Origin of the sequence: Phenylobacterium sp. SCN 70-31, assembly GCF_001724605.1 — a bacterium.
GTDB lineage: Bacteria > Pseudomonadota > Alphaproteobacteria > Caulobacterales > Caulobacteraceae > Phenylobacterium.
Window position 1 is genome coordinate 146,605 of record NZ_MEEX01000004.1, and the last position, 25,404, is coordinate 172,008.

The following is a 25,404-nucleotide window of genomic DNA, read 5'->3' on the forward strand; positions in this document are numbered from 1 at the left end:
ACGTTCACTCAGGGGTGATGCCCGTCGAACCGACGCTCACGGCGGCGCGGTAGATGCAGGGTTGCGTGGGGTCGGTGGGGGTGTGCAGTCCTGGGTCCTGCAGTACTGGGCGCGGGCGTCTGCGGTCATCAGCTGCGCGGCATACTTGGTCGCCTTCTCCAAGGTTTCCCTCAGCTCTTCGCTTCGGGCGTCGAAAGCGAGTTTCCCTGCGGAACGATGATACTTGAAGGTCTCCTCCAGATACGCCTCGTCATAGATGCGGGTCAGCACCGAGACGCCCTCGGCATGTGTCCAGGCGATGGCTGCGGGGCTCGCGGCTCGGAGCGCGGAGATGCCGGCGGCGACGACCTTCGGGTCGCTGCCGGGTCCTGGCCGGGCCTCCATTTCGAGCAGCGCGAGCTCCACACTCCGGCGCGTCAATGAAAGACCCTCGGATGTGCCCGTGATGGCCTCGGCCAGTTCGATGAGGCGCGCCGACGCCTCAGGCGGCGGCGCTGTGGTGGGCCGGACCTTCTGTGGCGGGAATACGACCTGAATGCGCACCTTCTTGCCCACCGCGTCGGTGAGTTGCGCCACGTCCAGGGTGTACTCGGAGGCGGCCCTCATACCGGCCCGACCGAAACCGAGGCCCACGGGCGCTTCGGCTTCGATCGCACAGCCGCGCAGCCGCCCATCGGCCCCGATCTCGCAGACCAGCCGCGCAGCGCCCTCGACGCCCAGGTTCCTGGCCAGTAGAGGCGCTCTGAGCCTCAGACTCGCCTCGTCCGGCGTCTCGATCCACCGCGGTTCCGTCAGCCAGCCCTGGCCGACGGGGGGCGTGAGTGGCGACAGGGGCGTGCAATTGGTCGCCGCACAGAAGGCGGGCCGCGCCATGTCGCCCGCCTTGGGCCAGAAGGCGAGGGAAACGGTCTTCTGGTATTCGTCCCAGAGCTTGTGGGCGTCGGCATAGCGACGGTCCACGACCTGATAGTTCGCGATGTCGGCGAGTTCCTGCGCGTCGAAGACGGAGGCCGCCGCCTGGGCCAGTATCTCGCGGGTCGCGTCCTTTCGGGCATGAACCGCGGCCGTCAGGGCCTCGATGGCCGCCTTGCGGGTGGCTTCCGGCGTCTTGACCCCGTCTTCCTTGACCCAGTCCTCGGTCACATGGCGGATGTGCTGGCCGATCAGGTCCATCGTGTCGACCAGGTGCAGCGCCTGCGCCATCGTGACGGGAGATGGGGCGGGTTGGGGAGGCGCCCAACTGTCATCGTCGGCCGGCAGCGTGAAGCGGATGGGGATACGCACGGTTCCGTCGGCGACCGCCCGGCCGTCCACCGTCTTGGGGCGCATCCGAAACGAGCGGCTCATCTCGATGGCCGCGTCGCCAAAGCCCAGCGCCTTTGGCGTCTCGTCCACGGCGCGGCAGTCCGGCAGCCGGCCATCGAGATCGACCGTACAACTGAGGACCGCGTAGCCCGGGATGTCCAGCGCGGCGGCGATCTTGGGATAGTGCTTCTGCACGTCCTCCATCGAGGGGCGTCGCAGCCAGTCCGGATTGGTGACGACCGGTTCCGCGGCCCAACCTGCCGCTGGTGTTGCGGCCAGGATCGCCCAGGCCGCGCACAGGACGCTGGCTCGCCTCATCTTCCCCCCGCCCGCGACGCCGAATGGCGTGCAGAATCAGCCCCGAACCCTATATATGGAACCTCAATGCAGGCTCCGCGCGAAGCGCGCGGCCGCCACCATAGGGCGCCGGGGCGACACCGCTCAACTTCCGAGGGGCCAACCCCCGCGGGAAGCGCCGAAGCTGGATACGAGATGAGCGAAGACAACGCGACGCCGGAAGCCCCGGAAACCCAGGGTCCGGAAACCAACGGCTCCGCCGAGTACGGCGCGGACTCGATCAAGGTGCTGAAGGGCCTGGACGCGGTGCGCAAGCGGCCGGGCATGTACATCGGCGACACCGACGACGGCTCGGGCCTGCACCACATGGTCTACGAGGTGGTGGACAACGCCATCGACGAGGCGCTGGCCGACTACGCCACCCGCGTGGAGGTGATCCTGAACGCCGACGGGTCGTGCACCGTCACCGACGACGGCCGCGGCATCCCCACCGACATCCACGAGGGCGAGGGCGTCTCGGCGGCCGAGGTCATCATGACCCAGCTCCATGCGGGCGGGAAGTTCGACCAGAACAGCTACAAGGTCTCGGGCGGCCTCCACGGCGTGGGCGTGTCGGTGGTGAACGCGCTGTCCGACTTCCTGCGGCTGAAGATCCACCGCGGCGGCCTGACCCACGAGATGGAGTTCCGGCGCGGCGACGCGGTCTCGCCGCTGGCCATCACCGGCACGGCGCCCAAGCGCGAGAACGGCGAGTTCCTGACCGGCACCGAGGTCACGTTCCTGCCGTCGACCGACACTTTCCGTTTCATCGAGTTCGACCTGAAGACGCTGGAGCACCGGCTGCGCGAGCTGGCGTTCCTGAACTCGGGTGTGACCATCTGGCTCAAGGACCACCGCGGCGCCGAGCCGTTCGAGGAGGTGATGAGCTACGAGGGCGGCATCGAGGCGTTCGTGCGCCATCTCGACAAGGCCAAGACCCCCCTCCTGAAGACGCCGGTGGTGATCCGCGGGCGTCGGGACACGGTCGAGGTGGACCTCTCGCTGTGGTGGAACGACGGCTACCACGAGAACGTCCTCTGCTTCACGAACAACATCCCCCAGCGGGACGGCGGCACCCACCTGGCGGCGTTCCGCTCGGCGCTGACGCGGATCATCACCGGCTATGCCGAGAGCTCGGGCGCGGCCAAGCGCGAGAAGGTGAGCGTCTCGGGCGAGGACGCGCGCGAGGGCCTGACCTGCGTGCTGTCGGTGAAGGTGCCCGATCCGAAGTTCTCGTCGCAGACCAAGGACAAGCTGGTCAGCTCGGAGGTGCGTCCCGCGGTCGAGGGCCTGGTGAGCGACGGCCTGGCCACCTGGTTCGAGGAGCACCCGAACGAAGCCAAGATGATCGTCCAGAAGATCGCCGAGGCCGCCGCCGCCCGCGAGGCCGCGCGCAAGGCCCGCGAGCTGACGCGCCGCAAGTCTGCCCTGGACATCACCTCGCTGCCCGGCAAGCTGGCCGACTGTTCCGAGAAGGACCCGGCCAAGTCCGAGATCTTCCTGGTGGAGGGCGACTCGGCCGGCGGCTCGGCCAAGCAGGCGCGCAACCGCGAGAACCAGGCCATCCTGCCCCTGCGCGGCAAGATCCTGAACGTCGAGCGGGCGCGGTTCGACAAGATGCTGTCGTCGGACCAGGTGGGGACGCTGATCACCGCCCTGGGCGCCGGCATCGGGCGCGACGACTTCAACATCGAGAAGCTGCGCTACCACAAGATCGTCATCATGACCGACGCCGACGTCGACGGCGCCCACATCCGGACCCTGCTGCTCACCTTCTTCTACCGGCAGATGCCCGAGGTGATCGAGAAGGGGTATCTCTATATCGCCCAGCCGCCGCTCTATAAGGCGGCGAAAGGCAAGTCGGTGCGCTACCTCAAGGACGACGCCGAACTTGAGGTCTATCTGATGGACGAGGGCGTCGACGGGGCGACCCTCGACCTGCCGTCGGGCGAGCGGCTGACGGGTCAGGACCTGCTGGCGCTGGTCCAGAATTCGCGCGGGGCCAAGGCCAATATCGAGCGGCTGGCCGCGCGCGCGCCCGCGTTCGCCATCGAACAGGCGGCCCTGGCCGGCCTGCTGGGCGAGTCCGGCGATCCGGCCGCGGCGGCCGTCCGCCTCAACCTCTACGCCGAGGAGGGCGACGGACCCTGGTCGGGCGAGGCGGCGGCCGGCGGGGGCTACGCCTTCAGCCGCGTGCGCCGCGGCGTCTCCGAGCGGGTGGTGCTGGACGACCTGCTGCTGCACGCCGCCGACGCGCGGCGGCTGGCGGAACGCTCCAAGGAGCTGGCGCAGCTGTTCTCGGGCGTCGGGACCTTCACCCGTCGCGACCGCATTTCGACCGTCCGAGGACCGCTGGATCTCGTGAACGCCGTGATGGACAACGGCCGGCGGGGGCTGTCGATCCAGCGCTACAAGGGACTGGGCGAGATGAACGCCGAACAGCTCTGGGAAACGACTCTGGACGTCGATGCGCGCACCCTGCTTCAGGTCAGGGTGAACCACGCCGACGACGCCGACGACATGTTCACCCGCCTGATGGGCGACCTGGTCGAGCCGCGCCGCGAATTCATCCAGGAGAACGCCCTGGACGCCGAGGTGGACGTGTGAGGCTTCGGCCTGGCGAAAACGGCGCTGCGCCGCCTTCGCCTGACCATCCGGGTTCGGTATCTGCGCGCCGCTCCTCTCTGGCGGGCGGCGTTGCTATTTCCGCGGGTATTTTAGATTCAACCCGTGGGTGTGTTCGTTAGGCGGACGTTCACGGTTCGGAAACTCTGATAGTCCGTGCGCCGAAGTGATTCGCGCGCTGTCTCAAAGGGTTGGGTCCATGAAGCTTCGAAACGTCCTCGCCGCCGTCACCGCCGGCGCCGCCCTCGCCGCTGCGGGCGCAGCCCAGGCCGCCCTGGTGCTCGTCGGAAGCTGGGGACTGAACAACGGCCCGACCCTCGATCTGGCGACGCCGATGTCGGCGCAGCAGGTGGCCGCGCAGCTCTTCGGCGGCGCGCCCGAGGACTATGTGATCTCGACGGTGGACAACTCGGCGAACGCGCTCGCCTGGTACGCCGTGCTGGGCTTCCCGGGGATTACGTCCATCGCCGGCCATGACGTCAGCAACGCGGCGGGCTTCGACCTGTCGGCCTATGTCTACGACCCGGAGCTGGTCGACGAGCAGGATCGCTTCGTGAACTACGCCTTCGCCGAGCGCGATGTGGGGCCCGGTATCCCCGAGCCGGCGACCTGGGCCCTGATGATCGGCGGCCTGGGTCTGACGGGCGCGGTCCTTCGTCGCCGGCGCCCCGCGACCGCCTGACGGCGAGGCGTGGCCGTTCGGCCGCGCGGCCCTATTCGCTTCGCTGCGAAGCGCCGACCGCTCAGCCGGCGAAGCCCGACACGACCTCGAGCACGGCCTCGCCATAGTGCGCCAGCTTGGCCTCGCCAACACCGTTGAGGCGGGCGAGGGCGCCGCGAGAGCCCGGGCGGGCGGCGGCGATCTCGGCCAGGGTCCGGTCGTGGAAGATGACGTAGGGCGGCACATGCTGGGCCTTGGCCTCGGCCGCTCGCCAGGCGCGCAGCGCTTCGAACAGCGCCCGGTCGGCCGGCCCGACGACGGTGGCCTCGCGCCCCTTGCGCCGCGAGCGGTCGCCCGCGCCGCCCCCAGACCCGCCGCCCCCGGAGGCGCCTTCCGCCGGCTTGCGCATCGACACAGTGCGGTCGCCGCGGAAGACGGCCCGAACCGCCTCGGGATCGCCCGGCCCCACCAGCGGGCGGCCGTCGTTGGGGTCTTCGCGCAGCAGGCCCTCGAACACGAGTTGTTCGGCCAGGTCCTTCCACTGGTTGGCCGAAAGCTCGGCGCCGATCCCCCAGGTCGAAAGCCCGGATTCCCAGTCGCTGACGTCCTTTGTGCGACCCAGCAGGTGATCCACCAGCCGCCCGCGCCCGAAGCGCCCGCCCAGGCGATGCGCGGCGCTGAGGGCCTTCTGAGCAGCCACGGTCACGTCGACGGTCTCCACGTCGCCGGCGCACAGGTCGCACTGGCCGCACGGCTCGACCTCGGCCTCGCCGAAGTACCGGCGCACGGCGGCGGCGCGGCACGCCACCCCGTCCAGCATGGCGTAGAGCTGGCGCACCTTTCGCGCCTGGACCTGCTTGACGCCTTCGTCCACCTCGCGCTCGTTCAGCCGGCGCAGCGCCCAGGCCATGTCGGGGGCGCCGTAGAGCGTGATCCCCTCGGCCGGTTCGCCGTCGCGGCCGGCGCGGCCCACCTCCTGCCAGTACGCCTCGATCGCGGCGGGCGGGTCGGCGTGGATCACGAAGCGGACGTCGGGCTTGTCCACACCCATGCCGAACGCGATGGTCGCCACCATCACCGCCGCGTCGGCCTCGAGGAATTCCTCCAGCCGCCGGGCGCGGACGGTCTTGTCCAGGCCGGCGTGGTAGGCCAGCGCAGGAACGCCGGCCCCACGTAGCGCTTCCGCCAGCCGCTCGGTTTTCTCGCGAGACCCGGCGTAGACCACGCCCGACCGGCCGGGCCGCGCCGTCACCAGCTCCACCACCCGCTTCTCGGCCGTGCCCCGCTTGCGCTCGGCCGACAGGATCAACTCGGGGCGGGCGAAGCTGGCCACGAACTCGGCCGCGCCCTCTAGCCGCAGTTCGGCGCGGATGTCCTCGCGCGTGCGGGCGTCGGCCGTCGCGGTCACCGCCAGGCGCGGCACGCCCGGGAACAGCTCGGCCAGCCGCCCCAGCATCCGGTACTCGGGCCGGAAGTCGTGGCCCCACTGGCTGACGCAGTGCGCCTCGTCGATGGCGATCAGCGACAGGCTGAGGCGCGACAGCCGCTCCAGCATCCAGGGCTGCATCAGCCCTTCGGGCGAGACGTAGAGCAGCGCCAGTTCGCCGGCGTCGATCCGCCGCCAGGTCTCGGCGCGCTCGTCGGGGTCGATGGCCGAATCCAGCCGCGCCGCCGCCACGCCCGACTGCACCAGCGCCGCCACCTGGTCGGTCATCAGCGCGATCAGCGGCGAGACCACCAGCCCCAGGCCGGGCCGCACGAGGGCCGGGATCTGATAGCAGAGGCTCTTGCCGCCGCCGGTCGGCAGCACGGCCAGGGCGTTGCGGCCGGCCAGGACCTCGTCGATCACCTGCCCCTGGAGGCCCCGGAAATCGGTATGGCCGAAGGTGCGCCGCAGGATGTCCCGCGCGGCGTTCAGCGGCGCGGGGGCGGTTTCGGCGGCGACGGAACTCATGGCGTCTCTATGCCGCGCGTCGGCGCCCGGCGCCATTCACAACGCGGCGCTCATGCGCGGCGACGCTTCCCGGATTTCAAGCAACCACGGCCGCCACGTATGGGTGGGGGTCGGGGTCGGGGTCGGGGGTCGGCGGTGTTGTCTACCCCTGCTTCACGGCCTTGCTCTGGAAGCCGGCGATGCGGTCGGCCATGTCGGGGCCGCGGCCTTCCCCGCGGTAGATCTCGTGGGCGAGGCCCGCGCCGAGGGGCAGGCCGTCGGTCTCTCGGATCAGGCGCTTGTTGGCGCGGTGGCTGAACCAGGAATTGGCGAGGATCTGCGCCACGAGCGCGTCCAGGCGGGCGTCGAACTCCGCGTCGGGCACGCAGAAGTCGGCGAGGCCCAGGCCCAGCGCCTCGGCGCCCCCCACCGTCCGGCAGGTGAGCATCATCTCGCGCGCCCGATAGGTCCCGACCCGGCGTGGCAGGCGTTGCGACAGTCCCCAGACCGGTGTCAGCGCCCACTTGGCGTGGGTGTCGGCGAAGCGCGCGCCCTCGGCGGCGAAGACGATGTCGCCGGCCAGCGCCAGCTCCAGCGCGCCGGTGTAGCAGTGGTCGTGGACGGCGCTGATCACGGGCTGGGGCAGGTCGGCCAGCCGCTCGATCACCTTCGACTGGAAGAACGGCTCGGGCAGCTTCTCGCCCGCGGCGATGTCCGACAGATCGTGGCCGGCCGAGAAGCAGCGGCCGGCGCCCCTCACCACGACGAGGCCCACCGCATCGGTCTGGCCGGCGATGGCGCGGACGTGGCCGTCCAGTTCCCGGAAGAGATCGGCGTTCAGGGCGTTCAGCTTGTCGGGCCGATTGAGGGTGAGGATCGCCGCGCCGCCGCGATCCTCGCGCAGGACCAGGTTTGTCATGTCCCTACTCCGCCGCAAGGGCCACAGGCGCGGGCTGCGCCCCGCGGAGCAGCCGGCCCGGAAGGGCCCCGGTCGGCTCGCCGTCCCGATAGGTGATGCTTCCCTCCACCAGGGTCGCCGTGTAGCCGTCGGCCCGCTGGATCAGCCGTCGGCCGCCCGCGGGCAGGTCATAGGCCACCTGCGGCGCGCGCAGGTTCAGCCGGCCGTAGTCGATCACGTTGAGGTCGGCGCGGTAGCCCGGCGCCACGAGGCCCCGGTCGTACAGGCCCACCAGCTCGGCGGTGTCGCGGCACTGGGCCTTGACCATGTGCTCCAGCGGCAGGCGGGGGCCACGCGCGCGGTCCCGCGTCCAGTGGACGAGGTTGGTGGTGGGGAAACTGCCGTCGCAGATCATGCCGACATGCGCGCCGCCGTCCGACAGGCCGGGGACCACCTGCGGGTGGTTCAGCATCTCGTAGGCCGGGTCGAGGCTGCCGGAGGCGTAGTTCAGGAACGGGAGGTACAGCATCCCCCGTCCCCCGTTGGTGAGCATGTGGTCCAGCGCCACTTCCGCGGGGTCCAGCCCCGCCCGCGCCGCGACGGCCGCCACGGTCTGGTCGGCGGTGGGTTCGTAGTCCGGGACCTCGCCCATCAGGAACATCTTGTCCCAGTTCCGCGGCTGCGTGCCGGCGAAGCCGCGCCGGTCCCCCGTCTCCTCCGCGAGCAGCGCCCGGCGGAATTCTGGGTCGCGCAGGCGCGCGACGCGCTCGGCCAGGGGCAGCGTCTTGATGGCCTGGTACGAGGGATTCTGGGTGAAGGGGTTGATGGTCAGTTCGAGACCGAACAGCACGCCCACGGGCCGGGTCGCGGCCTGGGCCTTCATGGACAGTCCGGCGGCGCCGGCGTCGGCGAGATACCCCAGAAGGGCCTTGTAGCTGTCGGGCGCCCGGGGGCTCTGGACCAGGCTGAACGATAGCGGCCGTCCCGACGTTTCCACGATGCGCCGCATCATGGCGAATTCCTCGGCCGGGTCGGGGAAGTCCGATACGAACTGCAGCACGCCGCCGCCGGCCCCGTTGTTGGCCGCCGCCATGCCCAGGGCGATGCCGGTCAGCTCGTCCTCTCCGGCGGTCAGGGTGGCGATGGGCGAGCCGTCCGAACTGCGGTGGTTCAGGGTGCGCGAGGTGCCGAAGCCGATGGCGCCCGCCTCCATCGCCCGCCTGGCCAGCGCCGCCATCGCCGCGATGTCGGCCTCCGTGGCCGGCTCCCGGTCCACGCCCCGTTGGCCCATGACGTAGACCCGCAGCGCCGCGTGCGGGAGCTGGCTGCCCACGTCCACGTCGAACCGGCGTCGCGCCAGGCTGTCGAGGTATTCGGGATAGCTCTCCCAGTTCCAAGGCAGCCCGTCGGACAGCACGGGGAAGGGAATGTCCTCCACGCCCTCCATCAGCCGGATCAGCCGGTCGTGGTCGTCGGGCCTGCACGGCGCGAAACCCACGCCGCAGTTGCCCATGATCACCGTGGTCACGCCGTGCCAGGACGAGGGCTGCATGCGCTCGTCCCACGTCGCCTGGCCGTCGTAGTGGGTGTGGACGTCGACGAAGCCGGGCGTGACGATCTGGCCCCGGGCGTCGATCTCCTCGGCGCCCACGCCGGCGATGCGGCCCACGGCGGCGATCCGGCCGTCCTTCACGCCGACATCGGCCTCGAAGGGCGCGCCGCCCCCGCCGTCCACCACCGTGCCGCCGCGGACGACGACGTCGAAGGCCTTTTCCATCGCGCGCTCCCTTCGCGTCGTTGTTTCCGGCCATTAGCCGCCGGTGACGCGGGGTCGGTCAAGCGCGGGTCCGGTGCCGCGCGTCCGAAGTTCGTAATGAGGAGGCGCCTCGGACGTGGTTGAGGTCCGGCGCTAACCGGCTTCGCGCGGCATTTCGGCTTCCTTGCCGGCGCAGCCGTGGAGACGCCGGTTCGGCAGGGCCGCCTCGGCGACCCAGGGATAGTTCAGGTCGCTCATGCCGTCCGAACAGTCGCTGGCGTAGACGGTGAGCGTGAGCTGCTCGCCGCCCGGCTCGTGCGCCACCCAGGTGGCGCGGCCCGGCGCCACCGTCGCGCCCTCGGCCCGGTAGACCCGGTCGGTCTCGCCCGGCGCGGAATAGGTCAGGATCCGGCCGTCGGTCACCCGGATCGCCCAGAACGGCTCGGTTCCCCGCGCCATGATCGGCTGGCTGATGTCCATGCCGGCGCCTGCCCCCGCCTGGGACGCATCGGTCGCGGCCTGGCTGTCGGGCGCGACGCCGGCGGCCTCGGGCGGCTGGCAGGCGACCAGCGCCAGGGTGGCGCCGGCGAGAAGGAGGCCGAAGCGCAGCGGATCGGTCCATTGGTGCATCGGGATTCCTTCGGGACAACGGCCACCCCGTCGCGGGAGAGCGACGCGGGCGGCGTACAGAATAGGGACCATCGCAGGGTGAGGGTATTATCGGGCCTTGATAAGGCGAAGCCGGCCGGCGTCTCGCCGGTTCCGACGCCGGCGGCCCGGACGAAGCCGGCTTCCGCGGCGGGGCGACGCGCACTAGCGTCCTGCGTCGTGGCGCAGCCGTTGACCTTCTACGAATTCTTCGCCGGCGGCGGCATGGCCGCGCTGGGCCTGGGCGAGGCCTGGACCTGTGCGTTCGCCAACGATTTCGACGCCCGGAAGGCGGCGACCTATCGCGCGAACTTCCCTGAGGCCGCCCATCACCTGCGCGAGGGCGACGTCTGGGCCCTGACGGCGGACGACCTGCCGGGCCACGCCGATCTCGCGTGGGCCTCCAGCCCATGCCAGGACTTCAGCCTCGCCGGCGGCCGGGCGGGCCTGGGGGGTGGACGTTCGTCGGCCTTCTTCGGCTTCTGGCGGCTGATGGAGGCGCTGGACGACGGGGGCCGTGCGCCGCGCGCCATCGTGATCGAGAATGTCAGCGGCCTGCTCACATCCAACGGCGGCGCCGACTTCGCGGCCCTGGGCGCGGCCCTGGCGGGACGCGGCTACCGGTTCGGCGCGCTGGAGATCGACGCAGCCGCCTTCCTGCCCCAGTCCCGCCCCCGCGTCTTCGTGGTGGCCGCGCGTGAGGCCCCGGCGACCCTGGTCGGGGACAGCCCCTTCCACACCCGCGCCGTGCGCGCCGCGCACGCCCGCTTGCCGGATGCGGCCGCGCAGGCCTGGGCGTGGTGGCGGCTGGTCGCGCCGCCCGCCCGCAACACCGACCTTGCGTCTCTGCTCGAGCCCGACGACGCGGTGGCCTGGCGGTCGGAGGCCGAGACGCGAAGGCTGATCTCGCTGATGGGGCCGCTGCACCGGGCGCGGATCGATGCGGTGAACGGCCGGGCCGTAGGCGCCGTCTTCCGCCGCACCCGCGTAGAGGCCGGCCGGCGCGTCCAGCGGGCCGAGGTCCGCTTCGACGGCCTGGCCGGCTGCCTGCGCACGCCGCGGGGCGGTTCGTCGCGCCAGGCGATCCTGGTGGTCGAGGGCGGCCGGGTCCGGTCGCGCCTGCTGACCGCCCGCGAGGCCGCCCGGCTCATGGGGCTTCCCGACAGCTACGCCCTGCCGACCACCACCACCACGGCCCTCCATGTGGCGGGCGACGGCGTGGCCGCGCCCGTGGTCCGCTGGCTGGCCCGCGAGCTGCTGGAGCCGCTTCTGCATCCCGCCCGGATGCTGGCCGCGGAGTAGGGCGTCAGAAAAACTATCGGCAAGGCCACGGTCTCCCGGCTTCCAATCCCCACCGGAAGGCTTAGGGTTCGGCGCACGTTTCCGAGCCCAGACAGAAGGCCGCTCCGATGGACTCCACCCCTGACAAGGCCTACGACGCCGCGCGCTACAGCCGCTCGGGCCGGGGCAAGATCTACGATTCCGTGCTGGATCTGGTCGGCGACACCCCGCTGGTGCGCCTGCCGCGCCTGACCGCGGCGCTGAAGCCCAAGGCCGAGGTCGTGGCCAAGCTCGAATTCTTCAACCCGCTGGCCTCGGTGAAGGACCGCATCGGCGTGTCCATGATCGAGTGGCTGGAGGCGACCGGCAAACTCAAGCCCGGCGGCCGGATCGTGGAGCCCACCTCGGGCAACACCGGCATCGCGCTGGCCTTCGTGGCGGCGGCCAAGGGCTATCCGATCACGCTGGTCATGCCCGAGAGCATGTCGATCGAGCGGCGCAAGATGCTGCTGATCCTGGGCGCGACCCTGGAGCTGACGCCGGCCGAGAAGGGCATGGCCGGCGCCGTCGCCCGCGCCAAGGAGATCGTCGAGGCCACGCCCGGCGCCGTCATGCCGCAGCAGTTCGACAACGCCGCCAATCCCCTGATCCACCGGGTTTCGACCGCCGAGGAGATCTGGAACGACACCGACGGCCGCGTGGACGCGGTCATCTCGGGCGTCGGCACGGGCGGTACGATCACCGGCGTCGGCCAGGTGCTCAAGGCGCGCAAGCCGTCGGTGAAGATGGTGGCGGTCGAACCGACCGCTTCGCCCGTGCTGTCGGGCGGTTCGCCCTCGCCGCACAAGATCCAGGGGATCGGCGCGGGGTTCGTCCCTTCGATCCTGGATCGCGGCGTGATGGACGAGATCATCCAGGTCAGCAACGACGACGCGTTCGCCATGGCGCGGCGGGTGGCGAAGGAAGAGGGCATCCCGGTGGGCATCTCGTCGGGCGCCGCCCTGACCGCCGCCTTCGATCTCGCCAGCCGCGACGACATGGCCGGCAAGCTGATCGTGGCCATCATCCCGAGCTTCGCCGAGCGCTACATCTCCACCGCCCTGTTCGACGGGCTGTGATCCGGCGCGCGTCATCTCCGGATCACGCCGGGCGACGACGCGCATGAACGGGCCGACCGACGTCTACGGCCCGGAAAAACGCTCGGCGGTCATGCGGCGGGTGAAGGGCCGGAACACGACGCCCGAGATGACGGTGCGCAAGGCGCTGACCCGCCTGGGCGCGCGCTATCGCCTGCATCGCAGGGACCTGCCGGGAAGCCCCGACATCGTCCTGCCCGGCCGGCGGCTGGCCATCTTCGTGCATGGCTGCTTCTGGCACGGCCACGACTGCGCGCGCGGCGCGCGCACGCCCAAGCAGAACCGCGACTACTGGGTGGCCAAGATCGGCCGCAACATCGCCCGCGACACGCGGAACGCCGAGGCGCTGACCGCTGCGGGCTGGCGGGTCGAGACGGTCTGGGAGTGCGATCTCAAGGATGCAGCCGCGCTGGAGGCCCGGCTCGTCGGTGTTCTGTCGCGTCAGCCCTTGATGCCGAAGAGCCGTGCGAAGAAGCCCGGCTTGCCGCCGCCCCCGCTGCTCGCGGTCTCGCGCAGGTAGCGCAACTCGGTGTAGCGGAAGCCTTCGGGTTCCTCGACGCCCAACTGGTAGCCGCAGATGGCGGCGGCCATATCGGCGGGCGCCTCGAACAGCCGGTCGATCCCGGAGGCCTCATCGGCGTCCTGCCGCCGTACGGCTTCGTCCCGTATGGCGGTCAAGGCCGCGGGCGGCGCGCCTGTCATCTCGAGGTGGTCGTCGTCGGGATCGCGAACCACGCGCCAGGTCTCGCTCCCCGCGTCGTAGCCGCGCGCCTCGGCGTGCATGACGTGTTCCTCGATGGCGCAGGCGACGGCCGGCCCCAGAGCCGCGAGCCGCGCCAGCCTGCCCTTGAACGCATCGTCGAAATCGCTGCTCACGACCAGCAACCAGCCGCCGGGCAGAACTCCCATCCCGAGTGTTTCCGGAAACTCTTCGGCGTCGAGCTCGCCCACCACTTCAGCGCCGAGCGCCGCGACGGCGGCGTCCGGCGTGAGGCCCGAGACCGCGATCCAGGAATGCGAGAAACCCATCCGTCACCCCCCTAAGTCGTGATCCTCATTGTCCCAGAGCACCAACCCGCGTGCAAGAACAAAGCAGAAACTAAATTGCGGAAACCTCCTCGACCGTCACCTCGGTCTTCACGGAGTTGGCGATGAAGCACTCTTCATGGGCCTCGTGGTGCAGCCGGGCGGCCTCTTCGGCCGTGGGGCGGCGGCCGTCGTAGTCGACCTGGGGCCGCAGCGTCACGCGGGTGACCGCCATCCGGTCGCCGTCGATCTTCTCCATCACGCCTTCGGCGGCGTCGCGGTAGCGCACGACGGCGAAGCCGGCCAGCCGCGCCCTGTGGAGAAACGTCAGCATGTGACAGTTCGAGAGCGCGGCGACCAGCATCTCCTCGGGGTCCACCGCCCCCGGCGCGGCCCACTTGCCCACGACGTGGCGCGAGGCGGTGGCCGGCACGATGTGCTCGGCGAAGCCGACGGTGTGGCCGCGGCCGTAGCGGCCCTTGAGGAAGTCCTCCGGGCTCTCCTGCAACGCCCACTCGACCGTCGCGCGATAGGTGGCCATCAGGACGATCCCCTCAGAAGGCCTCGGCGGGCAGCTTCATCATCAGCTCGGAGCCTCCCTTGAGCTTGGCCAGGCGGCTGGCGGTCTCGGGCAGGACGCGTTCGAGGTAATAGCGGCCGATCACCAGCTTGGTCTCGTAGAAGGGGTCGGTGTCGCCGGCCGCGATGCGGGCCAGCGCCGCCCGGGCCTGGAGCGCCCACATGTAGGCCAGGGCCGTCAGGCCGAAGAGGTGCAGATAGTCGGTGGAGGCGGCGCCCGCGTTGTCGGGATTGGCCAGTCCGTGCTGCATCAGCCACATGGTGGCCTCCTGAAGCTCGCCCTTGGCCTTGGCGAGCCCGTCCGCGAACGGCTTCATCGCCGCCTCGCCGTCGATCTCGGCCGAGAAGGCGTCCAGTTCGGCGAAGAAGCTCATCACGGCCCGGCCGCCGTCGGCGGCCAGCTTGCGGCCCACGAGGTCGAGCGCCTGGACGCCGTTGGTGCCCTCGTAGATCAGCGCGATGCGCACGTCGCGCAGGTACTGACTGGCCGGGAAGTGCTCGGTGAAGCCCGAGCCGCCGTGCACCTGCATGGCGTCGGAACAGACCTGGAAGCCGCGGTCGGTGAGGAAGGCCTTCACCACCGGGGTCATGAGGGCCATGTAGTCGCGGCCCTTCTGCCGGACGGCCTCGTCCGGGCTGGCGTGGGAGAGGTCGCCGTGGAGCGCGGTCCAGGCCATGAAGGCGCGGCCGCCTTCGACGATGGCGCGGGCGTCCATCAGCATGCGGCGCACGTCGGGGTGGACGATGATCGGGTCGGCCGGTCCGTCCGGATTCTTGGGACCGGTGAGCGAGCGGCCCTGGAGACGCTCCTTCGCGAAGGCGGCGGCGGCCTGGTAGGCGGCTTCGGCCTGGGCGATCCCCTGGAGGCCCACGCCCAGGCGCGCCTCGTTCATCATCACGAACATCAGCTTGAGGCCCTGGTTCTCCTCGCCGATGAGCCAGCCGACGGACTCCTCGTGGCTGATGACACAGGTGGCGTTACCGTGGATGCCCATCTTCTCTTCCAGGCCCAGGCACTTCACCGCGTTGCGCTCGCCGGGGTTGCCGTCGGCGTCGGGGATGAACTTGGGCACGATGAACAGGCTGATGCCGCGCACGCCGGCCGGCGCCCCCTCGATCCGGGCCAGCACCAGATGGACGATGTTCTCGGTCAGGTCCTGCTCGCCGCCGCTGATCCAGATCTTCTGGCCGGAAATCCGATAGGTCCCGTCAGCCTGCGGAACCGCCTTGGTGCGGAGGAGCCCGAGGTCTGTGCCGCAATGCGGCTCGGTCAGGTTCATGGTGCCCGCCCATTGGAAGGAGGCGAGCTTGGGCAGGTAGAGGTCCTTCTGCTCCGGCGTCCCGCCCACCACGATCGCCGAATAGGCGCCGTGGGTCAGTCCCGGGTACATCGAGAAGGCCATGTTCGCCGACGAACTCATCTCGGAGAACGCCACGTTGACGACGTGGGGCAGGCCCTGGCCGCCATAGGTCGGATCGGACCCCAGGCCGGGCCAGCCGCCCTCGACCAGCTTGGCGTAGGCGTCCTTGAAGCCGCTCGGCGTCCGGACCGTGAAGTCCGGGCTCCAGACGCAGCCCTCCTTGTCGCCCACCCCGTTCAGCGGGGCCAGGACTTCGGACGTGAACTTCCCGGCCTCCTCCAGGACCGCATCGACCGTGTCGATCGAGGCGTCGGCGAACGCGGGCAGGTCTGCGTAGCGCTCGAGCTGGAGCACGTCGCGCAGCAGGAAGGCGTAGTCCCGCACGGGGGCCTGGTAGGTCATGGGAGCTCCGGAGTCTGTCCGGCTCCGGTTTATCAGGCCTCCGCGCCGCCCTCCATGCCGTCGAGGCGACGACGCAGCATCTGGTCGTAGGCCTCGGCGCTGGGCAGGAGATCGGGGCGGGTCTCGGCCAGCCGGCTCTCCATCGCCACGACGCCCATCTCAAGCTGAGCGATGGCGTCGTCGATATCCTTCTTCTGCTGCTCCAGGGCCACGATACGCTCCTGGAACTTGCGCAGGCTCTTGGCGGCCTGGGCGACCCCGGTGTCGTCCGCGTCGTACAGGTCGAGGATCTCGGCGATCTCGGCCAGCGAGAGGCCGACGCGCTTGCCGCGCAGGATCAGGACGAGGCGGCCGCGGTCCTTGTAGGAATAGACGCGGTTCATGCCGTCCCGGGCCGGATTGAGCAGACCCTTGTCCTCGTAGAACCGCAGCGCACGCGGCGTGCATTTGAACTCATGGCAGAGCTGCCGGATCGTATAGGTCCGGACGGGGCGGCGCAGATCGTGGGGCATGATGATGCCGTCCTCCCTTGGCTTATCGTTGATAACCAACGTGCGCCCGGGTTCCGTTTACGTCAAGGGGAGCGAACGCGGCGTCAGTCGTCAAAGGCTGTGGACAGCGATGACCGTCATGCTCGATTGCGACCGGGGTATGACGATAGCGCTCCCTACGTCTCGGCCTTTCAGGCCGCGACGAGGTCCCCGGCCAGCGCCCGCCGGATCAGGGCGACGGTGCGGTCGATCCCGAAGATCGCCACGAACGAGCCGAAACGCGGCCCCTGGCTCTGGCCGAGCAGCACCTCGTAGAGCGCGCCGAACCAGGCCCGCAGGGGATCGAAGCCGGCGGCCTTGCCCACCTCGAACACCTCGTTCTGTATCGCTTCGGCGTCGGCGTCGGCCGGCAGCGCCTCGAGCCTGGCCACGAGATCGAGCATCGCCGCGCGTTCGAGGTCGGTCGGGGCGCGGAACCGCTTCGAGGGCTTCACGAAGTCCTCATAATAGTTGAGCGCATAGCCCACGAGCTTGTCGAGCAGCGGCTCGCTCTTCGGCGTCGCGCCCGGCAGATAGCGGGCGATGAAGGCCCACAGGATGTCCTTGGTCGACGCGTCGGCCGCGGACACCAGATTGAGCAGCAGCGAGAACGACAGCGGCGAGCCCTTTTCGGGCGGCGCGCCGCGATGGACGTGCCAGGCGGGGTTGTCGAGCTGGGCGGCGTTGTCGCCCTCGGCCTTCTTGCGCAGCAGGGCGTCGAGCTGCTGGAGGTACTCGTCGGTGGCCTTGGGGATCACGTCGAAATAGAGCCGCTTGGCCGACTTCGGCGACTGGAACATGTAGTAGGTCAGGCTCTCGGGCGCGCCGTAGCGCAGCCACTCCTCGATGGTCAGGCCGTTGCCCTTCGACTTCGAGATCTTCTGGTTGTTCTCGTCCATGAAGAGCTCGAAGTGGAACGCCTCGGGCGGCTCGCCGCCCAGCGCGCGGACGATCTTGTTCGAGACGCGGACGCTGTCGACCAGGTCCTTGCCGGAGGCCTCGAAGTCGACCTCCAGCGCCGTCCAGCGGGCGGCCCAATCGGGGCGCCATTGCAGCTTCACGTGGCCGCCGGTGACGGGAACCTCGGTCGGCGTCCCATCCTCGTCGGCGAACACGATCGTGCCCTTCTCGACGTTGCGTTCCAGCGTCGGCGCCTGGAGAACCCGGCCGCTCTTCGGGCTGATGGGCAGGAACGGCGAATAGGTGGCGCGGCGCTCCTCGCCCAGGGTGGGCAGCATGATCGCCTGGACGGCGTCGAACCGCGCCAGGATCCGCAGCAGCACCTCGTCGAACCGCCCCGACCGGTAGGTCTCGGTCGACGACATGAAGGTGTATTCGAACCCGAAGCTGTCGAGGAACGCGCGGAGGCGGGCGTTGTTGTGGGCGCCGAAGCTCTCGTGCTCGCCGAACGGGTCGCGGACGGACGTGACCGGCTTGTCGCGATCCTCCTCCAGCATCTCGCGATTGGGCACGTTGTCCGGGATCTTCCGCAGGCCGTCCATGTCGTCCGAAAAGACGATGAGCTGGGTCGGGATGGCGTCCTCGGTCAGCGCCCGGAACGCGTTGCGCACGATGGTGGGCCGGGTGGCCTCGCCGAACGTGCCCAGGTGCGGCAGGCCGCTGGCCCCATAGCCGCACTGGAAGATCACCGGCTTCTGTAGAGCGGGTAGGGTCCGGACGGCTTCGGCGAACTCGCCACGGGCGAACAGGGCGGCCGCCAGATCCCGCTCGGCGTCGGTCAGGCGCAGGCGGGTGATGCGGTCCAGCAGGATGCGCGCCTGTTCGAACGGCCAGCTGCGCGCGTCGCGCGCCTGTTGGGACAGTCCTTGGAGAGTATGGCCTTGCATGCCGGGCGGCCTAAACCCCTCGGGGCCCAGGCTCAAGGCCTATCGCCCGGTAGCGGGCCGGCCCAGGGCGTGGCGCTGTCGCGCAGCCTTCGCGAAGCCGTCGCCCGGTTGTCACTCCCGTCCCGTAAGCGCGCCCCATCCGACAAGAGGGGATTTTGTCATGTCTTACGGGAATGCGGGCGGCCAGCGCCGCCGCGCGGCGCTTCTGTCTGCGTCGAGCCTGATCCTGGCCCTGGCCGCCGCTGCGCCCGCGCTGGCGGCCGACGATGCGGCCGACGCCGGCGCCGAGGTCGAGGAGATCGTCGTCACCGGCCAGCGCGAGGCCCAGCGCGCAGCCATCGCCGTGAAGCGCGAGGAATTCGTGGTGGCCGACGTGGTTTCCGCAGACGACATCGGCAAGCTGCCCGACCACAACACCGCCGCCGCACTGCGCCGCATCCCCGGCGTGTCGGTGATGGAGGACCAGGGCGAGCCGCGCTTCCCAGTGCTCCGCGGCCTGCGTTCCACCTACAACCGGACGACCGTCGACGGCGCCATCATGGCGTCGGTGGACGAGAGCAGCCGGACGATCCCGATGGATATCGTCCCCTCGGTGATGGCGGGCCGCCTCGAGGTGATGAAGACGATCAGGCCCGAGGACGACGGCAACGCTATCGGCGGCGTCATCAACGTGACGACGCGCAGCGCCTTCGACGCCGGCCGGCCCTTCTTCAACAGCATGGCGTCCGCCGGCTACTACGAACGCAGCGGCGGCGTGCGGAACGACAAGCAATCCTACCGCCTGGCCTTCGCGGCCGGCCGCACGTTCGGCGCGGCCGACGAATGGGGCGTCGTCGTCGGCGCCTCGCACGAGCAGCTCGACTACGACATTCCCCAGGTGGAATCCCAGGACCCCTCGGTTCGCGAGTACACCGCCGCGGGCGCCCCGGTGAACTCGGGCGCGGCGACCGGCAACGGCATCCAGGTGCCCACCTTCGTGCGCCTGTTCTGGTACAACAACACCAAGCAGCGCAGCGGCCTGAACGCCAAGGTCGAGTACCGCCCGAACACGGACTTCCGCTGGGAGGCCTCGGGCCTCTTCGCCCGGATGGAGGACGACGAGGAGCGGATCGAGTACCGCACCGAGCCGCTGGGCAATGTCAGCAACCAGACCCCCACCAGCGGCAGCTTCGCCCGCGGCCGCAGCGTGATCCAGCTCAATCAGCCGATCACCAAGCGCGAGATCGGCATGGCGCGGTCGGCCTTCGAATGGCGCTTCGCGCCCCTGTGGAACCTGGACGGCGACGTCGTCTACTCGCAGGCTCGCTTGGACGTGCCGAACGAGTCCGTGGAGTTCCGGACCATCGACGCCCAGGGCGCGAACTATGCGTTCGACTACGATACGACGAACGCCTTCTTCCCGATCTTCCGGCCGGTGAACGAGGCCAATCTCCGAAACCCGGCCAACTACAATCTGCAGCAACACCGCTTCGCGGTCACCGCCACCGACGAGGACACCGCCCAGGCGCGCTTCAATGTGGCCTACGACGACGAGGGCGGCGACCGGAACCTCAAGGCCAAGGCCGGCGGCCTGCTGCGCAGCACGAAGCGCGAATTCCTGTCACGGCAGACGAACTACACGGCGCTCCCCGGCTTCACCTACACGCTGGATGCGGTCGACCGGCCCGGGCCCACCGAGCTGATCGCCGGCCGATACCTGTTGAACCCGAGGATCGACCCCAAGGCCGCCAGCGACTTCCTGAACGCCAATCGCGACCGCTTCCGCGTGGCCACCAACCTGCCCACGGGGGACTACGAGGTGTCCGAGGACGTCTTCGCGGCCTATGGCCAGGCCAGCTACCGGATGGGCGATGTCACCCTGCTGGGCGGTCTCCGATACGAGCGGACGAAGGTGGACTCGGACGCGGTCCGCAACACCGGCGGCGTCCTGACGCCCGTCAGCAATTCGGGTTCGTACGACAACCTGCTGCCCAGCGTGCATCTGCAATGGAATGCGCGGGAGAACCTGATCGTCCGGGCGGCGTGGACCAACACCATCGGCCGCCCCGACTATGGTTCGCTGGCCGCCAGCGAGACCCTGAACTTCGATGGGAGCCAGCCCACCCTGTCGCGCGGAAACCCGGACCTGAAGGCGCGAGAGAGCCGCGGCTTCGACCTGTCGGTGGAATTCTATCCCCCCGACGGCCTGATCTCGCTGGCGGTGTTCTCCAAGAGCATCAAGAACGAGATCTTCACCTTGTCGTCCGTCGAGCAGATCGACGTGGGCCGCGGCGTGGAGGCGGTGACGGTCTCGACGCCCCGCAACGCTGAGGACGCCAAGATCAAGGGCGTGGAGTTCGCCGTGCAGCAGGCCTTCACCTTCCTGCCCGCGCCCTTCGACGGCTTCGGTTTCAACGGCAACATCACCTACCTGGACACCGAGTTCACGTTCCTTACGCGGGCGGGACGCCGCGTGACCGGCCTGTTCCAGCAGCCCGAGATCACCACGAACGAGTCGATCTACTATCAGCGAGGCCCGCTCGAGGCCCGGGTCTCGCACAACTACATCGGCGGCTTCCTGGAGACGATCAACGATACGATCCCCAACGCCGACCAGTACTGGAAGGGCCGTCACGTGTTCGACGCCAGCGTGAGCTGGCGGATCAACGACAACTTCACGGTCTTCGCCGAGGCCCAGAACCTGTCGAACACCGGACGCCAGGAAGTGACCGGCCCCGGTCAGCGCTATCTCCAGGAGTGGGCGAACTATGGTCGCACCTACTGGGTCGGCCTGGCGGCGACGTTCTGATGCGGGCTGGTCTCGCAACCGGCGCGCTGCTCGCCATCGCATGGGTCGCCGCCGTTCCGGCGGCGGCGCAGCCGAAGCTGGAAGCTGAAGTCCTCGGGCGCTGGAAGGCGCCTGAGGCCGTCCAGGGCGTGGCGGTGGACGCGCGCCATTTCTACGCCGTCGCCAATTCGCGCATCGGCAAGTACGACAGGGCCACGGGCGAGAAGCTGGCCGAGTGGTCGGGCGACAGGGACCGCTTCCCGCACATCAACTCGTGCGCCGTGGTCGGCCGGGACCTGGTGTGCGCGGCCTCGAACTTCCCGGAGATGCCGATGACCAGTTCGGTGGAGATCTTCGATCCCCGCCGGATGGTTCACCTGCGCACCGTGTCCCTGGGCCAGCAGGTCGGTTCGCTCACCTGGATCGACCGCCGCGACGGCGCCTGGTGGGCCGCCTTCGCCAACTACGACGGCAAGGGGGGCGAGCCCGGTCGGGGCCACGCCCACACCCAGCTCGTCAGGTTCGACGACCAGTGGCGGCGGATGGAGGGCTGGTCCTTCCCCGCCTCGGTCACCTCCCGCTTCGCGCCCATGAGCTCGTCTGGCGGCGTCTGGGGCGCCGATGGCCGGCTCTATGTGACGGGCCACGATCATCCGGAGCTCTATGTGCTGGAACTGCCGAAGGGCGGGTCGAAGCTCGACCATGTCGCGACGATCGGCGCGGCCATCGAGGGCCAGGCCATCGCCGTCGATCCGACGCGGCGCGACGTCCTCTACGGTATCAGCCGACCCAACCGCGAGGTGGTGGCGTTGCGTCTTCCCGGGGTCGAAAGGCGCTGAAGCCCCGACGACGCTTGCGTGGCGGGCGGACCCAAAGCCAAGGTAAGGAGATGAAGATGCCCAGCGTCGACCGCCGCCGCCTGCTGATCCGGGCCGCCGCCCTGGCCGCTGGGGCGATGGCCCCGGCCGGCTGGACCACGGCCTGGGCGCGCACGCGCTTGCCCGAGAATCCCTTCCGGCTGGGCGTCGCGTCGGGCGAGCCCGCGCCGGACGGCGTGGTGCTCTGGACGCGGCTGGCGGTCGATCCCGCGGCGCCGGCCGGGGGGATGCCGCCCGAGCCGTTCGAGGTGGGCTGGGAAGTCGCGGAGGACGAGGCCCTGCGCCGGATCGTGCGCCGGGGCCGCACGATCGCCGCGCCCGAGGCCGGACATTCGGTGCATGTGGAGGCCGCGGGGCTGAAGCCCGACCGCCCGTACTGGTATCGTTTCACCGCCGGCGGACACGCCAGCCCGGTGGCGCGCACCCGCACGGCGCCGAGCCCGGGCGCCGACGTCCGGCGGCTGCGGATCGCCTACGGCTCGTGCCAGAAGTACGAGTCCGGCTTCTATTCGGCCCATGCGGCGCTGGCGGCGGACGATCCCGACCTCGTCGTCTTCCTGGGCGACTACATCTACGAGAAGGCCGCCACCGCGGACGGCGTCCGCCGCCATCCCGAGGAGGATTGCCTGGACCTGGCCAGCTACCGGCGCCGCTACGCCTGGTACAAGGCCGACGCCGACCTCCAGGCCGCCCACGCCTGCGCGCCCTGGATGGTCATGTGGGACGACCACGAGGTGTCGAACGACTACGGGAACGATCAGGACCGCAGCGACCCCGATCCGGCGCTCTTCCTGAAGCGCCGGGCGGCGGCCTACCAGGCCTACTTCGAGAACATGCCGCTCCGCGCCGCGGTGCGGCCGATGGGTCCCGACATGCGGCTCTATCGGGCGACGGACTGGGGCCGCCTCGCGCGCCTCGCCCTGCTGGACGACCGGCAGTACCGCGGCCCGAGGCCCTGCGACGCTCAGTCCCGAGGAAAGTTCATCCCCAAGGCCTGCCCGGAACGCACCGATCCGGCCCGCTCGATGCTGGGCGCCGACCAGGAAGCCTGGCTCCAGGCCGGCCTGCGCGACACCTCCGCCACCTGGAACCTGCTGGGCCAGCAGACCCTGATGATGGAGATCGTCACGCCGGACGGGCGCGTCTCCAACGACGGCTGGGACGGTTACGCCCAGACGCGGCGGCGCATCCTGGAGACCTGGCGGGACGCCGGGACCGCAAACCCCGTGGTGCTGGGCGGCGACGTCCACTGCTTCTTCGCCGCCGATCTGGCGCTGGAACCGGGCGGCAAGCCCGTCGCCAGCGAGTTCGTAGGCGGCTCGATCGCCTCGCTCGGCCGCTCGAAGGAGATCGTGCGCGGCATGCTGGCCCTGCATCCCGACCTGAAGTTCGGCGAGGGCGACATCCGTGGCTACGGACGCGTGGACATCACGCCCGACGCCTGCCGCGTCACCTTCCGCGGCGTGGAGAACGCCCTGGTGAAGGATTCGCCCGTGCGGAACCTGGCCGCCTTCGTGGTCGAGGCGGGCGAGACCGGGTTGAAACGTGCCTAGCGTCGCGCTCCTCGCCGCCGCCCTGCTGCTCTCGCCGCCGCGGCCGCTGCCGCCCGCCGAGGTGCTGTCGCGTCTGCCGGCGCCCGAGGCCAGCCAGGGCGTGGCGGTCGACGGGGGCTTCGTCTACGCGGTCGGCGATTCCGAGATCGGTAAGTACGACCGCGCGTCGGGCGTCCGGGTCGGCCGGTGGGCGGGCGATCCCGCCGTGGTTCCGCACCTGAATTCGTGCGCCGTAATCGCGCGCGAACTGGTCTGCGCCAGCTCGAACTATCCGGCCACGCCCATGAGCAGCACGGTCGAGGTGTTCGATCCCGACACCTTGCAGCACCGCCGCTCGACGCCGCTGGGCCGTCAGCCCGGGTCGCTGACCTGGATCGATCGTCACGCGGGGGCCTGGTGGGCCTGTTTCGCCAACTACGACGGCCGGGGCGGCGAGGCCGGACGAGACCACCGGTTCACCACCGTGCTGCGCTTCGACGACCGCTGGCGGGTGACCGGCGCCTGGACCTTGCCGGACAGCATCCTGGCCAAGTTCAAGCCGCACAGCAGTTCGGGCGGGACGTTCGGCGCCGACGGCCGTCTCTATGTGACCGGTCACGACCGGCCCGAGGTGTACGTCCTGGAAATCCCCCGCACCGGCAACGAACTGCGCCATGTCGCCACCATTCCCGTGGCCGCCGAGGGCCAGGCGATCGCCTTCGACCGCAGTCGTCCGGATGTGCTCTACGGGATCAGCCGTGACCGGCGCGAACTCGTCGAAATGCGCCTGCCATCCGTTGAGGGATCGAAAGGGGAGGGACCATGAACCGTCGCGTCTTCTCGCATCTCGTGGTCACGCTCGCCGCCCTGAGTGTCGCCGCCTGCGGCCGTCCCGAACCGACCGCGCGCAAGGAGGTCGTCTTCTCGATCCTGTCGGCCGAGAGCCAGGCCAGCGCCGAGAAGGACTGGCGGCCCTTCCTCGACGACATGGCCAAGGCGCTGGACCGGCCGGTGAAGGCCTATTTCGCGTCCAACTACACCGCCCTGGTCGAGGCCATGCGCTTCGGGCACACCGACCTCGGCTGGTTCACCAACCAGTCGGGGCTCGAAACGGTGCGCCGGGCGAACGGAGAGGTCTTCGCCCGTTCGGTCAATCCGACGGGGATCGACGGCTACGAAGCGGTCATCATCGTCCCGAAGGGGTCGGGGGTGACGCTGGATCGCATCCTGGCCTGCGACCGCACCCTCAACTTCGGCATGGGCGACATCAAGTCCACCAGCGGCACCCTGGCGCCGATGACCTATCTGTTCGCGCCGCGCGGCCTGGACCCGGCCCGCTGCTTCAAGACCGTGCGTAGCGCCAACCACGAAACCAACCTGTTTTCGGTGGCGGGCGGCCTGCTGGACGCGGCCACCAACAACACCGCCTCGATGGAGCGGTTGGAGCTGCTGAACACCGACACGGCCAGGCGCACGCTCGGCAATGTGGAGATCGTCTGGCGCTCGCCCCGCATCCCCGAGGACCCGCTCATCATCCGCAAGGACCTGGACCCTGAGCTGCGGCGGCGGATCACCGACTTCATCTTCAGCTATGGCGTCGGCGACACGCCCGAGGCGGCCCGCCAGCGCGCGATCCTGGAGCAGATCCAGACGAAACCCTTCGCCCCAGCCGATGCCACCCACCTTCTGCCCGTGCGGGAGATGGAGGCCACCGGCCAACTCCTCGAAGCGAAGAACCGCAAGGACGCGGCCGCCATCGCGCGAGCCGAGGCGGCGCTGGCCGAGATCGCGAAGGAACGCGCGGCGCTGTCGGAATAGGGGCGGCTCTGCGCCCCCTCCGTCTCGGCCCTTCGGCCCGATCCACCTCCCCCGCGTCGCAGGAGAGGAGCGGGGAGCCGTGATC

General features: G+C 70.1%; 19 protein-coding genes and 1 pseudogene. 10 read left to right on the forward strand and 10 right to left on the reverse strand.

All coding sequences use genetic code 11. The features are described 5' to 3' along the window. Positions 1–36: 36 nt before the first annotated feature. A complete protein-coding gene (locus ABS78_RS03015) occupies positions 37–1,623 on the reverse strand; it encodes an energy transducer TonB (RefSeq protein WP_293374743.1) in 1,587 nt (528 codons plus the stop codon). 174 nt (positions 1,624–1,797) lie between these two features. Here ABS78_RS03015 and gyrB point away from each other — a divergent pair, with 174 nt between their 5' ends. Both gyrB and ABS78_RS03025 read left to right on the forward strand, forming a co-directional pair. Beyond that, positions 1,798–4,248, forward strand: coding sequence for a DNA topoisomerase (ATP-hydrolyzing) subunit B (gene gyrB, locus ABS78_RS03020; RefSeq protein ID WP_293374745.1), 2,451 nt, complete (start codon positions 1,798–1,800; stop codon positions 4,246–4,248). A gap of 217 nt (positions 4,249–4,465) precedes the next feature. Then, positions 4,466–4,948: a PEPxxWA-CTERM sorting domain-containing protein gene (locus ABS78_RS03025; protein ID WP_293374747.1), complete on the forward strand. Its 483-nt coding sequence runs from the start codon at positions 4,466–4,468 to the stop codon at positions 4,946–4,948. A gap of 61 nt (positions 4,949–5,009) precedes the next feature. On the opposite strand, the gene recQ is transcribed toward ABS78_RS03025, so the two are convergent. The 4 genes from recQ to ABS78_RS03045 form a co-directional block, all read right to left on the reverse strand. After that, on the reverse strand, positions 5,010–6,881 hold the full coding sequence (gene recQ / locus ABS78_RS03030; protein WP_293374749.1) for a DNA helicase RecQ: 1,872 nt from the start codon (positions 6,879–6,881) through the stop codon (positions 5,010–5,012). A 142-nt stretch (positions 6,882–7,023) separates the two neighbouring features. Beyond that, the gene (locus ABS78_RS03035; RefSeq protein ID WP_293374751.1) at positions 7,024–7,779 is read right to left on the reverse strand and encodes an enoyl-CoA hydratase/isomerase family protein; all 756 of its coding nucleotides are present in this window, start codon (positions 7,777–7,779) and stop codon (positions 7,024–7,026) included. 4 nt (positions 7,780–7,783) lie between these two features. Then, a complete protein-coding gene (locus tag ABS78_RS03040) occupies positions 7,784–9,535 on the reverse strand; it encodes an amidohydrolase family protein (protein ID WP_293374753.1) in 1,752 nt (583 codons plus the stop codon). A gap of 132 nt (positions 9,536–9,667) precedes the next feature. Then, positions 9,668–10,144, reverse strand: coding sequence for a hypothetical protein (locus ABS78_RS03045; protein WP_293374755.1), 477 nt, complete (start codon positions 10,142–10,144; stop codon positions 9,668–9,670). A gap of 210 nt (positions 10,145–10,354) precedes the next feature. On the opposite strand from ABS78_RS03045, the gene dcm reads away from it, so the two are divergent. From dcm to vsr, 3 genes are all read left to right on the forward strand, one after another. Continuing rightward, a complete protein-coding gene (gene dcm / locus ABS78_RS03050; RefSeq protein WP_293374757.1) occupies positions 10,355–11,464 on the forward strand; it encodes a DNA (cytosine-5-)-methyltransferase in 1,110 nt (369 codons plus the stop codon). Between the two features lie 107 nt (positions 11,465–11,571). Continuing rightward, complete coding sequence (cysK, locus tag ABS78_RS03055; protein WP_293374759.1) at positions 11,572–12,561, forward strand: cysteine synthase A; 990 nt, start codon at positions 11,572–11,574, stop codon at positions 12,559–12,561. A 43-nt stretch (positions 12,562–12,604) separates the two neighbouring features. Continuing rightward, positions 12,605–13,099, forward strand: a complete 495-nt coding sequence (vsr, locus tag ABS78_RS03060) for a DNA mismatch endonuclease Vsr (RefSeq protein ID WP_293374761.1) — start codon at positions 12,605–12,607, stop codon at positions 13,097–13,099. On the opposite strand, the gene ABS78_RS03065 is transcribed toward vsr, so the two are convergent. The 5 genes from ABS78_RS03065 to ABS78_RS03085 form a co-directional block, all read right to left on the reverse strand. Beyond that, positions 13,021–13,608 (reverse strand): hypothetical protein, encoded by a 588-nt coding sequence (locus tag ABS78_RS03065; protein WP_293374763.1) that lies wholly within the window; start codon positions 13,606–13,608, stop codon positions 13,021–13,023. The two genes, vsr and ABS78_RS03065, sit on opposite strands and share 79 nt — an antisense overlap. Before the next feature lie 70 nt (positions 13,609–13,678). Next, entirely contained in the window at positions 13,679–14,146 is a 468-nt protein-coding gene (locus ABS78_RS03070) for an OsmC family protein (RefSeq protein WP_293374765.1), read from the reverse strand. A gap of 13 nt (positions 14,147–14,159) precedes the next feature. Further along, complete coding sequence (locus ABS78_RS03075) at positions 14,160–15,947, reverse strand: acyl-CoA dehydrogenase C-terminal domain-containing protein (RefSeq protein ID WP_293374767.1); 1,788 nt, start codon at positions 15,945–15,947, stop codon at positions 14,160–14,162. A gap of 32 nt (positions 15,948–15,979) precedes the next feature. Next, positions 15,980–16,459 carry a MerR family DNA-binding transcriptional regulator gene (locus tag ABS78_RS03080; protein ID WP_293374769.1) on the reverse strand — a complete coding sequence of 160 codons (480 nt, stop codon included), beginning with the start codon at positions 16,457–16,459 and terminating at the stop codon, positions 15,980–15,982. A gap of 170 nt (positions 16,460–16,629) precedes the next feature. After that, positions 16,630–18,324 carry a lysine--tRNA ligase gene (locus ABS78_RS03085; protein ID WP_293374771.1) on the reverse strand — a complete coding sequence of 565 codons (1,695 nt, stop codon included), beginning with the start codon at positions 18,322–18,324 and terminating at the stop codon, positions 16,630–16,632. 289 nt (positions 18,325–18,613) lie between these two features. On the opposite strand from ABS78_RS03085, the pseudogene ABS78_RS03090 reads away from it, so the two are divergent. The 5 genes and pseudogenes from ABS78_RS03090 to phnD form a co-directional block, all read left to right on the forward strand. Continuing rightward, positions 18,614–21,112, forward strand: a pseudogene (locus ABS78_RS03090) (TonB-dependent receptor); the annotation flags it as partial. Beyond that, on the forward strand, positions 21,112–21,930 hold the full coding sequence (locus ABS78_RS03095) for a hypothetical protein (RefSeq protein WP_293374773.1): 819 nt from the start codon (positions 21,112–21,114) through the stop codon (positions 21,928–21,930). The pseudogene ABS78_RS03090 and the gene ABS78_RS03095, both read left to right, overlap by 1 nt. Positions 21,931–21,986: 56 nt before the next feature. Beyond that, positions 21,987–23,522 (forward strand): alkaline phosphatase D family protein, encoded by a 1,536-nt coding sequence (locus ABS78_RS03100; protein ID WP_293374775.1) that lies wholly within the window; start codon positions 21,987–21,989, stop codon positions 23,520–23,522. Beyond that, positions 23,515–24,327, forward strand: coding sequence for a hypothetical protein (locus ABS78_RS03105; protein WP_293374777.1), 813 nt, complete (start codon positions 23,515–23,517; stop codon positions 24,325–24,327). Before ABS78_RS03100 ends, ABS78_RS03105 begins: the two co-directional genes overlap by 8 nt. Beyond that, positions 24,324–25,319, forward strand: a complete 996-nt coding sequence (gene phnD / locus ABS78_RS03110) for a phosphate/phosphite/phosphonate ABC transporter substrate-binding protein (RefSeq protein WP_293374779.1) — start codon at positions 24,324–24,326, stop codon at positions 25,317–25,319. Before ABS78_RS03105 ends, phnD begins: the two co-directional genes overlap by 4 nt. The last annotated feature ends 85 nt before the right edge of the window (positions 25,320–25,404 follow it).

Coding starts and splice junctions, on each gene's coding strand:
- ABS78_RS03015 (WP_293374743.1), bottom strand. CDS start 1,623: ATGAGGCGAGCCAGCGTCCTGTGCGCGGCCTGGGCGATCCTGGCCGCA.
- gyrB (WP_293374745.1), top strand. CDS start 1,798: ATGAGCGAAGACAACGCGACGCCGGAAGCCCCGGAAACCCAGGGTCCG.
- ABS78_RS03025 (WP_293374747.1), top strand. CDS start 4,466: ATGAAGCTTCGAAACGTCCTCGCCGCCGTCACCGCCGGCGCCGCCCTC.
- recQ (WP_293374749.1), bottom strand. CDS start 6,881: ATGAGTTCCGTCGCCGCCGAAACCGCCCCCGCGCCGCTGAACGCCGCG.
- ABS78_RS03035 (WP_293374751.1), bottom strand. CDS start 7,779: ATGACAAACCTGGTCCTGCGCGAGGATCGCGGCGGCGCGGCGATCCTC.
- ABS78_RS03040 (WP_293374753.1), bottom strand. CDS start 9,535: ATGGAAAAGGCCTTCGACGTCGTCGTCCGCGGCGGCACGGTGGTGGAC.
- ABS78_RS03045 (WP_293374755.1), bottom strand. CDS start 10,144: ATGCACCAATGGACCGATCCGCTGCGCTTCGGCCTCCTTCTCGCCGGC.
- cysK (WP_293374759.1), top strand. CDS start 11,572: ATGGACTCCACCCCTGACAAGGCCTACGACGCCGCGCGCTACAGCCGC.
- vsr (WP_293374761.1), top strand. CDS start 12,605: ATGAACGGGCCGACCGACGTCTACGGCCCGGAAAAACGCTCGGCGGTC.
- ABS78_RS03065 (WP_293374763.1), bottom strand. CDS start 13,608: ATGGGTTTCTCGCATTCCTGGATCGCGGTCTCGGGCCTCACGCCGGAC.
- ABS78_RS03070 (WP_293374765.1), bottom strand. CDS start 14,146: ATGGCCACCTATCGCGCGACGGTCGAGTGGGCGTTGCAGGAGAGCCCG.
- ABS78_RS03075 (WP_293374767.1), bottom strand. CDS start 15,947: ATGACCTACCAGGCCCCCGTGCGGGACTACGCCTTCCTGCTGCGCGAC.
- ABS78_RS03080 (WP_293374769.1), bottom strand. CDS start 16,459: ATGCCCCACGATCTGCGCCGCCCCGTCCGGACCTATACGATCCGGCAG.
- ABS78_RS03085 (WP_293374771.1), bottom strand. CDS start 18,324: ATGCAAGGCCATACTCTCCAAGGACTGTCCCAACAGGCGCGCGACGCG.
- ABS78_RS03095 (WP_293374773.1), top strand. CDS start 21,112: ATGCGGGCTGGTCTCGCAACCGGCGCGCTGCTCGCCATCGCATGGGTC.
- ABS78_RS03100 (WP_293374775.1), top strand. CDS start 21,987: ATGCCCAGCGTCGACCGCCGCCGCCTGCTGATCCGGGCCGCCGCCCTG.
- phnD (WP_293374779.1), top strand. CDS start 24,324: ATGAACCGTCGCGTCTTCTCGCATCTCGTGGTCACGCTCGCCGCCCTG.